This is a genomic window from Pirellulales bacterium, from assembly GCA_035939775.1.
Taxonomy (GTDB): Bacteria; Planctomycetota; Planctomycetia; order Pirellulales; family DATAWG01; genus DASZFO01.
Genome location: DASZFO010000159.1, coordinates 103,055 through 111,925, shown reverse-complemented (window position 1 = coordinate 111,925; position 8,871 = coordinate 103,055). Strand labels below are relative to the sequence as shown.

The 8,871-nt window shown below is 60.9% G+C and carries 7 protein-coding genes; 5 read left to right on the top strand and 2 right to left on the bottom strand.

The genetic code is table 11. The features are described from left to right. Together VGY55_10630 and VGY55_10625 are read left to right on the top strand one after the other, a co-directional pair. The coding region (locus VGY55_10630; GenBank protein ID HEV2970436.1) for a hypothetical protein at positions 1–543 on the top strand (543 nt) is incomplete at its 5' end. 87 nt (positions 544–630) lie between these two features. Continuing rightward, positions 631–981: a hypothetical protein gene (locus tag VGY55_10625; GenBank protein HEV2970435.1), complete on the top strand. Its 351-nt coding sequence runs from the start codon at positions 631–633 to the stop codon at positions 979–981. Between the two features lie 54 nt (positions 982–1,035). Here the strand turns inward: VGY55_10625 and VGY55_10620 are convergent, their stop codons facing one another. Then, on the bottom strand, positions 1,036–2,388 hold the full coding sequence (locus VGY55_10620; GenBank protein HEV2970434.1) for a Gfo/Idh/MocA family oxidoreductase: 1,353 nt from the start codon (positions 2,386–2,388) through the stop codon (positions 1,036–1,038). Between the two features lie 113 nt (positions 2,389–2,501). After that, positions 2,502–4,040 carry a YifB family Mg chelatase-like AAA ATPase gene (locus tag VGY55_10615; protein HEV2970433.1) on the bottom strand — a complete coding sequence of 513 codons (1,539 nt, stop codon included), beginning with the start codon at positions 4,038–4,040 and terminating at the stop codon, positions 2,502–2,504. Between the two features lie 452 nt (positions 4,041–4,492). Between VGY55_10615 and VGY55_10610 the strand changes: the two genes are divergently transcribed. The 3 genes from VGY55_10610 to VGY55_10600 all read left to right on the top strand — a co-directional run bounded on the left by VGY55_10610 (position 4,493) and on the right by VGY55_10600 (position 8,834). After that, a complete protein-coding gene (locus VGY55_10610; GenBank protein ID HEV2970432.1) occupies positions 4,493–5,347 on the top strand; it encodes a DUF4105 domain-containing protein in 855 nt (284 codons plus the stop codon). Between the two features lie 326 nt (positions 5,348–5,673). After that, the gene (locus VGY55_10605; protein HEV2970431.1) at positions 5,674–8,214 is read left to right on the top strand and encodes a protein kinase; all 2,541 of its coding nucleotides are present in this window, start codon (positions 5,674–5,676) and stop codon (positions 8,212–8,214) included. Then, complete coding sequence (locus VGY55_10600) at positions 8,211–8,834, top strand: hypothetical protein (protein ID HEV2970430.1); 624 nt, start codon at positions 8,211–8,213, stop codon at positions 8,832–8,834. The genes VGY55_10605 and VGY55_10600 overlap by 4 nt, the downstream gene beginning before the upstream one ends. Positions 8,835–8,871: the final 37 nt, after the last annotated feature.

The following is an 8,871-nucleotide window of genomic DNA, read 5'->3' as shown; positions in this document are numbered from 1 at the left end:
ATGGGGCAGTCTTCCCCCAATTTCGAAACACCCACATGGGCTACGCGCCCCCGGCGCTATGCTCGGATAGAAGAATGGACTTACACTGATTCGAATTCTGAAAATGCAGTAGTTGACACGCAACGAGCTTTCATAGAAGGGGAACGCGGCCAGGATTTCGTCGAGATTCCGCTGCCGCTCGTCAGCCGGAGTGTTGAGCACGCTGAACAGTCGTGCGAGGTGCAGGCCGAGATCGCCGCCATCCGGCTTGGTTCGGTCTTCGATATAGAGCCGGAACGCCTCGCGCTCGAAGATCCCGGTGTCTTCGGCAAAGAGGCAAAACAGGACGCGAACCAAAAAACGCTCCAACTCATGGCCGCGATAACCGCCATGTTCCAGAGCGTCGTGAAGATCGCCCATGATTCCCACGGCGCGAAGATTGATCGGGTCTTGGTCTTCAAACCGATGTCGCTGGTAGCCCGGTATGAACGCGAATTCATGGATATGGCGATGCAACTCGGTGAGCGGGAATTCGCTCGTGTCGACGCGGAAACTGTCGAATAGGGGCACTCGGCGCTGATCGTCTGGCTCTAGATCGTGGAGGGCAATGCGAGCGAAGTCAGATACGATGACATAACGTGGGATTTCGTCGTGCCGGTTTTCTCGAACCAGGTCTTGAACGTAGCGGAACGCCTGCGATTCAGCCTTCCCAAGGTCTCGGCCGCGGCTTTTGTGCTCGACCAACAACATCCCGCGCCAGAAGAGATCGATGAATCCGTAATCGCTGGAGATATTCCTGACCGGCTCCTCGAAAGCCGCGACGGTGCGACGGCGAATGCCGAAGACCGCGAAGAATTCGTTCCAAAACGTCTGTTTTTCCGCGCTCTCGCTAGTCGCGCCGGCCCATTCGCTGGAAAACAGAATGGCGTTCTGACGAATTTCGTTCCAAGAAATCGGCATGGAAACCCGTTTACCGCGGAAAACCGCGTGAAAGATGGCTGACGCCGCCGGATTGAGCGTCATCATATTCGCGCGGTCACGCCATCGCTAGCCGCGCTATGACACCAGCCCGTCGGCCGGATGCTTCCACGGCTCGCGATATTCGCGGCGGAGCATGGCCGTGGCTTGCTCGTCGCCGACGACTTGCCGCTTCGCCGGATCGTAGACGATCGCCCGGCCGAGATTCATCGAGAGGTTCGCGAGAATGCAGGAGGAGGTCGAGATGTGCCCCTGTTCGATATCGGCGATCGGGCGGCCGCGGCTTTCGATGGCGGCTAGAAAGTTCTTCATGTTCGCCCGAGTCGCCGGAGCGCCGGAGAGATCGATTTCTTTCTCGGTGACGTCCTCGGGAAACTGCTCGCGCTCGAAGACGGCGTCCTTGTGAATCGCTTTTCCCTTCCCCTCGGGAACGAAATCGTAGCCGTCCATTCCCGCCTTGAGCGTCCCTTTGTCACCATAAAACTTGAACGACCAGGCATACTTCGGGTCATTGGCCGCGCCCCAAGTGCGATGCTGCCAGGTGACGTTCAGCCCGTCGTATTCGAACGTGGCCGTTTGCGTATCGGTGATGTTCGACTTCCCCCCTTTCTCCACGAAAATCCCGCCGCCGGACGAAATCCGCTTCGGCCAGCCCAGCCCGAGCATGAAGCGCGTCGCGTCGAGCATGTGAACGCACATATCGCCCATGATCCCGTTGCCGTATTCCGTGAAGGTCCGCCACCAGCGGACGTGCGGGATCATGTCGTACGGACGAAGCGGCGCGGGGCCGGTCCACATTTCGTAATCGAAATAATCCGGCACGGGGCTGAGCGGTGGATCGCCGTTGGCCCGCATGTGGTAATAGCAGCAAATATCGACCTGCCCGATCTTGCCTAGCAGGCCGGCGTCGACGACGTTCTTCTTCGCATCGAGCATGTGCGGCATGCTCTTTCGCTGCGTGCCGACCTGCACGACGCGGCCATGCTTGCGGGCGGCGGCGACCATCGCTTCTCCTTCGAGCACGTCGCGGCTGATCGGCTTTTGCACGTACACGTCGGCCCCGGCCTCGACGGCGGCGATCATCGCCAGCGCGTGCCAATGATCGGGCGTGCCGACGAGCACGATATCGAGGTCCTTTGCCTTGAGCATCTCGCGATAATCGCCGTAGGTACGCGGGGTCTTCTTGGATTTCTGCCGCTGGGCGACCAGATCGGCCGCGGCCGACAACTGGTGCTTATCCACGTCACAGAGCGAGACGACCTCAACCGGCGAGACCTGGATCAATCTCAGCAGATCGTTCTTGCCATACCAACCCGTGCCAATCAGCCCGACGCGATAGGTCTTCTCGTCTGCGGCCCCGGCAACATGCGCCCCGATCATCGACATAGCCAATCCAGCCGCGCTGGTTTTGAGTGCATCACGACGGTTCATGAGAGACCTCCCGAGCAGAAACGAGGAGAGAATCAATGGCAAATGACGCGGCACCCCACCGCCCGCCACTGTAGCCGAACCGATGGCGATGTCAATTCCGCGACATTACTTGCTCACGACCACAGATTGCGATCGAGCATTCGATAGTTGATCGCTTCGCTGACGTTGTGGGAGCCGATTTTTTCGAGGCCTTCCAGATCGGCGCAAGTGCGGGCGACGCGGAGGATTTTGTCGTGCGCGCGGGCGGAGAGGCCCAGCTCGGCCATCGAGGCTTTGAGCAAGTTCATGCCGGCTTCGTCGAGTTGGCAATGCGCACGGATTTGGCGGTGCGTCATGTGGCCGTTGTTGCGTGTCGAGGTGCCGGCGAAACGACCGCGCTGTGTTGTTCGGGCGGTGGCAACGGCCTCGCGCATTTGTGCGCTCGAGGTGCCTGGCGCCGCGGACGACAATTCGCGAAACGCGACTGCCGGCACTTCGATGTGAATATCGATCCGATCGAGCAACGGGCCGCTGATCTTGCCCATGTACCGCTCGACTTGCGGCACCGTGCAGTTGCAATTCCGCCGGGGATCGTTGCGATAGCCGCACGGGCAAGGATTGAGTGCCGCGATCAGCATGAAGTTCGCCGGAAAGGTCGTGCTCGAAAGGGCCCTGGCAATCGTCACCGTGCCGTCTTCCAGCGGCTGGCGGAGGACTTCGAGCGTTCGGCGATTGAACTCGGGCAATTCGTCGAGAAACAACACGCCATTGTGCGAAAGGCTGATCTCGCCGGGCGACGGAGTCGAGCCGCCGCCGACCAGGCCGGCGTCGCTGATCGTGTGGTGCGGCGAACGATAGGGGCGCGTGGCCAAAAGCGGCTGGCCGGGGCGCAGCAATCCCATCGCGCTATAGATGCGCGTGGTCTCGATCGACTCCGGGCCGGTCAGATCGGGCAAGATCGTGGGAACGCGCTTGGCGAGCATCGTCTTGCCGGAACCGGGCGGGCCGAGCATTAGCAGATTATGCCCGCCGGCCGCGGCGATCGTGATCGCGCGCTTGGCCATCTCCTGGCCGCGAACGTCGGCGAAGTCCACGTCGTAAACTGCGAACTCCTGAAACCATTCGTCGAGCCGCGGTGGGGTTGGCTCGATCTCCAACTCGCCGGCAAAGAAGGCGACTGCCTCGGTGAGCGTCGAGACGCCGATCACTTCGATTCCCTCGACGACGGCCGCCTCCGCCGCGCTCGATTTCGGAACGACTAGCCCGCGCAGCTCCTTCTGCTGCGCCGCGGCGATCGCCATCGAGAGGGCGCCGCGCGCTGGCCGGGTGCTGCCGTCGAGGGCCAGCTCGCCGAACACGGCGTATTGCTTGAAGCGATCAGAAGTGAGTTGCCCGCTGCCAGCCAACAGCCCGAGCGTGATCGGCAGATCGAACGACGCGGCCTGCTTGGGCAGTTCGGCGGGCGCGAGATTAATTACGATCCGGTCCTGCGGGCGCTGGAAGCCGGAGTTGACCATCGCCCGTTCGATCCGATGAACGCTCTCCTTCACCGCCGCCTCCGGCAAGCCGACGAGCACCGTCTTGGGAAGCGCACCGGGCGACACGTCCACCTCGACCTCGACCGGCACGGCCTCGATCCCCAAGAGCGAATAGGTGCGAAGCTGAGCCAGCATGAGGATGGGGCGACGGACTCGGGGCGAGGGTACGAAGACTAGCGACCGATGGCCGGCATGAAGCTTCAAAAGAGCGGATGCTGGCAAAGTGCGGTCATTCTCGCTGGGGCGAAACTCGTTCGCAAGAGGCGGGTAGGGCCGGAGTGAGGAGCCGAATCGAACGAAAGGCCGGTTTCCGCAAGCTGGGATGGCGGATAGGCCGTGGAAATGCCCAATTCGCCGTGCCATCCCAGGTAATGTTTACCAAGGCAGCGCAGACTATGAAAGCCGACGGTTTGCTGGATTGTCGCGCCGATCTGTCTTGTCAATTTAAACTGTTTGGGATAAGAATTGTGCCCCAAATTGCGTATCTGCGCAATGAAGGTGGGCAATGAGTTCCGAATACGTGTGTAGGGGACCGCGGCGCATGGCCGTTGGTTGACGCTCGGCCCGTATCCATTGGGAGTCACGGCGTGGCGAATCGCGATGTCAGCTCGATCGAATCGCGGCCCCCAGTCCACGCATGGCGGGCTGTGGCTTGGCTGACGCTGGCGATCGCCGCTTCGTCGACCGGTTGCCGGCTGACTCCGTCGAACGATCGCGATTGGGCGCCGGAATACTCCCGTGTCGCCACCGCCAATTTTCGCGGCGATCTGGTGACGATCCACAACGTTCGAAACTGCGACTATCGCAGCCAGGACGAATTTGACGTTCACTACTCCGATCGGACCTACGATCTGACGAAAGTCGATTCAGTCGATTACATCCTTGTTCCGTTTGCCGACATGCCGAGCGTGGCGCACACGTTCCTGAGCTTCGGCTTTCAGGGAGACAACTATTTGTCGGTCTCGGTCGAAGTGCGGCATCTGCGCGGGGAGAAATACACGCCCATCCGCGATCTGTTCAACCAGAGCGAAATCGTCTATGTCGTGGGGGACGAGCGCGACCTCATTCGCCTGCGATCGAACTTCCGCAAGGACGACGTCTACCTCTATCGCGCGAACACGACCCCAGGCGAATCGCAGGCGCTGTTCGTCGATATGCTCCAGCGGGCGAACAAGCTGGCCAGCCAGCCGGAGTTCTACAATACGATCACGAACAATTGCACGACGAACATCGTGACCCACGTCAACCACGTCATCCCGAATAAGATTCCCTACAGCTATCAAGTGCTGTTCCCCGGCCTTTCGGATCGGCTGGCCTACAACTTGGGCCTGATAAAGGGGAACGGCACTTTCGAGCAAACGCGCGCCGAGGCCCGAATCAACCGCGTGGCCTACATCTACCGCGACAGCCCGGATTTCTCGCAGCGGATTCGCCGCTATTGACCGTTGCCATTCTGGGGTTGCATGAGTTGTCGTGCGATCTGGCGCGCGCGTGCATTCGCGTGCAGTTTCCCGATGCCGGCGAGGCTGAGGTCGAGGCCGGTTTGCTACGGCGAATTGATATGACGCGCGCATGGGAAGCGATCGGGAGCTGTTGATCGATTGTCTCGAGCGGCTAAGCTACAGCGGTCGTGCCTACATGCTTACCGGCTCAATGGCGAGCGATTATCGGGATAGTCGCAACCGGCCCTCTCGATCGTATATACTGGGTAGAGCGTCGTCATATTCAATGAGGGTTTGTGGTTCGCTTTCTCGAACCGAATCGAGTGATGGCCGCCAAATTGACTTGTCCGCAAGGTCACTATTGGGCCGCCGAAGCCGCGGGCGTTGCCGGTGACGGATCGACCATCGTCGCACACTGCTGTCCGATTTGCGGCGAGGCGGCGGTCGCCAACGGCGAGATGCCGTCGCTTGTCCACGATGCCTCCGCTAGGGCGCCGGATGTCAATTCGCCTCTTAACACGCTCGATCAAAACCGTTCGCCGCTGCCGACGGAGATCTTTGACGGCGCGGCGCAGAAGGAGACCGAATGGGCGCGCCGCGCCGGTTCGACCGCTATCGGCCCAAGCGCCGCCGCTGCCGAGCCGCCGCCCTACGAGATTCTCGGCGAACTCGGCCGTGGCGGAATGGGCGTGGTCTATAAGGTCCGCCAAAGGAGTCTGGGGCGAATCGTCGCGCTGAAGACGGTCATGACCGGAACCGATTCCGACGCCGAACTCTTGACCCGCTTTCATGCCGAGGCGCGAGCGGTGGCTGCGCTCCAACACCCGAACATCGTCCAGATTCACGAGGTCGGGCAATGGAACGGGCGGCCGTATCTGCTTCTGGAATTCATGCCGGGCGGCAGCCTGGCCGACACGTTGCGATCGGATCCGTTGCCGGCGCGCGAGGCCGCTCGGATTGTCGAGATACTGGCCCGAGCGATCCATTTCGCGCACGGCCGCGGGATCGTTCATCGCGATCTCAAGCCAGCCAACGTACTCTTGAGTGAAGAGGGGACGCCAAAGATCACCGACTTTGGCCTCGCCAAACAGCTCCAAGTTCCCGGCCAGACGCAAACCGGCGCAATCCTGGGCACCCCGAGCTACATGGCGCCCGAGCAAGCCGGAGGGGTGATGAAGACCGTCGGGCCGCCCTGCGACGTGTACTCACTCGGGGCGATTCTTTATGAACTAGTGACGTGCCGGCCGCCGTTTCGAGGTCAAGACGCTGTCGCGACGATCTTGCAGGTGCTCGCCGACGATCCGATTTCGCCGCGACTAATGTTTCCGTCAATTCCGCGCGATCTGGAAACAATCATCTTGAAGTGTCTGGAAAAGTCGCCGCGAAGGCGCTACGAATCCGCCGCGGCGCTCGCTGATGACTTGGCCCGGTTCCTCGATGGCCGGCCGATCGTTGCCAGGCCATCGCGGCCATGGCAGCGCGTGGCAAAATGGGCGCGGCGCCGGCCTTCGGTAGCTGCGCTCGTCGGCGTCGTGATTTTGGCAACCGTCGCGATCATCTCGTTCGGAGCGTGGAAGAACGCCCAGCTCAGCGAGTCGTTCGAACGCACCGATCGGGCGCGGCAGCGGGCCGAGGCGAATTTCTCCAAGGCCCTCATCGCCAGCGAAACGCGGCTCAATCGGGCCGGCGAGGATTACCGCTTGCAACTTCAAGACGAACTCGATTTCTATAGAGACATCTATAGCCAAGAGGGAAACGACCCGGAAGTCCGCTTCGAGAAGGCGCTGGCCCGCAAGCAGGCTGGGAACATCTGGATCAAGCTGCATCGCTTCGACGAGGCGCGATCGTGCCTCGAAACGTCGCTCCAACTGCTCAATCAATTGGTGGCCGAGGCGCCCGATTCACTTAAATACGGCCGTGAACTGGCCGCCGCGCATGCGAGCAACGGAAATCTTGAGGAAGCCGCGGGAAACGAAGAAGTGTCTGAAGCGGAATTCCGCAAGTCGCTCGATCTCTTCAAGCAACTCGGCCAAAAGGCACCCGACGACGCGCTCTTGCGCTCGGCCCAGGGAAATCTGTGGAACAATCTGGCTCTGCTCGAATCCCGGCAGAAACGGTTCGACGAGGCGGAGGCCAGCTTTCGCCGCGCGATCGACATTCGCCTTCAATTGGCGGAGCAATCCGAGGGTGAAGCCCATTGGATCGACGATGGTTGGCATGACCTGGCGATCACCTATGCCAATATCAGCTCGCTGTATCTCCGCACGAATCGGCCGCAAGATGCTGTCAACATGCTGGTCAAATCACAGTCAATCTATGATAAACTTCCGCGGTTTAGGGCCGACCAGAGTTTCCGCGAGGGCCAAGCAATGACTTCCATGACGCTGGCCGCCGCCTATCGCGATCTAAAGCGATTCGAGGAGTCGCAAGCTGCGTATTCCCACGCGCTCGCGAGCTATAGGAAATTGACCGAAGACTACCTCGAAGTGCCCGCCTTTTCTCAGAGAGTGGCCGAGGTCGAGGCCAGTCTCGGTCTGCTCTCGGCGCTCGCCGGCCATCCGGCCGCCGAGTCGATCGAACATTATCAAGCGGCAATTCGTGGTTTCGAAAGGCTCGCGACCTACTATCCGAAAGCGCCCGAATACTCGTTGGCGGTCGTCGCCAACCTGTACAACCTTCGGCTTCTGCACCTTGATTCGAAACGGTCCGAGGCGGCGCAGCAGGATTGGGAGCGGATTTCCGAGACGCTCAAGCACGCCGTCGCGGTCGGCAATTTATCCGTGAGCAACGTCACCGAAGAACCGAGCCTCGTGCTGCTGCGGGCCGACGCGGCATTTGCGCCACTGTTAAGGGAGCTTAACCGATGAACGACGCTTCGCTCGAAGAACTCACTAGACAGATCAAGCAACTTACGATCGAGGCGGCCGCTCTCAAACGCGATTTGGCAATGTTTCGCGATGATGCGGCGTCGCAGCCTCACGCGTCGGGCGCCAGAATCGCGCCTGGAGGATCGTCGCGGCCGCCGAGTGGTCGGAGCAACGTCGGTCTCGTAATGCTAGTCGCATTCCTTGCCGTCGCGGTTGGCGCCGGAGTCGTGTGGGCAGTCAGCATGAGCGTCATGCAGACGTCTGCCGGGGAAGCGGCGAGACAAGCGGTGCACGACCAAATGCACGGAATGAAAAGCGTCGTACAGTTCGGCAAGTTCACAGCCAAGAACAAGGTTTCGGACGATCCTTTGGCATTCGACTGGATTCTCAAAACGCCCGTCGATCCGGCGCGGATGGTGAGCGCCACGCCGGAGTTGCTTGGCTCGCCGCCCCCCGTGGCTGTCTCCGCCGAGATCACGCAAGGGGGCAAGGCTTGCCGAATGACTGTGACTGGCGCCACGGCGGCCTTGCTGGAGAAGCTGGCCAATGGACTCGACGCCAAAGTGACCATTCTGATGGACGTCGATCAGCTCGGCGCGTTGCAGCGATCTCGTCAGTAAGACGCACCGGTGCGTCAGCGCTGCGCTCGACGCACCC

Bases quoted from the DNA above. Each gene is read 5' to 3' on its own strand.
- VGY55_10600 (HEV2970430.1), top strand. From the start codon at position 8,211: ATGAACGACGCTTCGCTCGAAGAACTCACTAGACAGATCAAGCAACTT.
- VGY55_10615 (HEV2970433.1), bottom strand. From the start codon at position 4,040: ATGCTGGCTCAGCTTCGCACCTATTCGCTCTTGGGGATCGAGGCCGTG.
- VGY55_10605 (HEV2970431.1), top strand. From the start codon at position 5,674: ATGGCCGCCAAATTGACTTGTCCGCAAGGTCACTATTGGGCCGCCGAA.
- VGY55_10620 (HEV2970434.1), bottom strand. From the start codon at position 2,388: ATGAACCGTCGTGATGCACTCAAAACCAGCGCGGCTGGATTGGCTATG.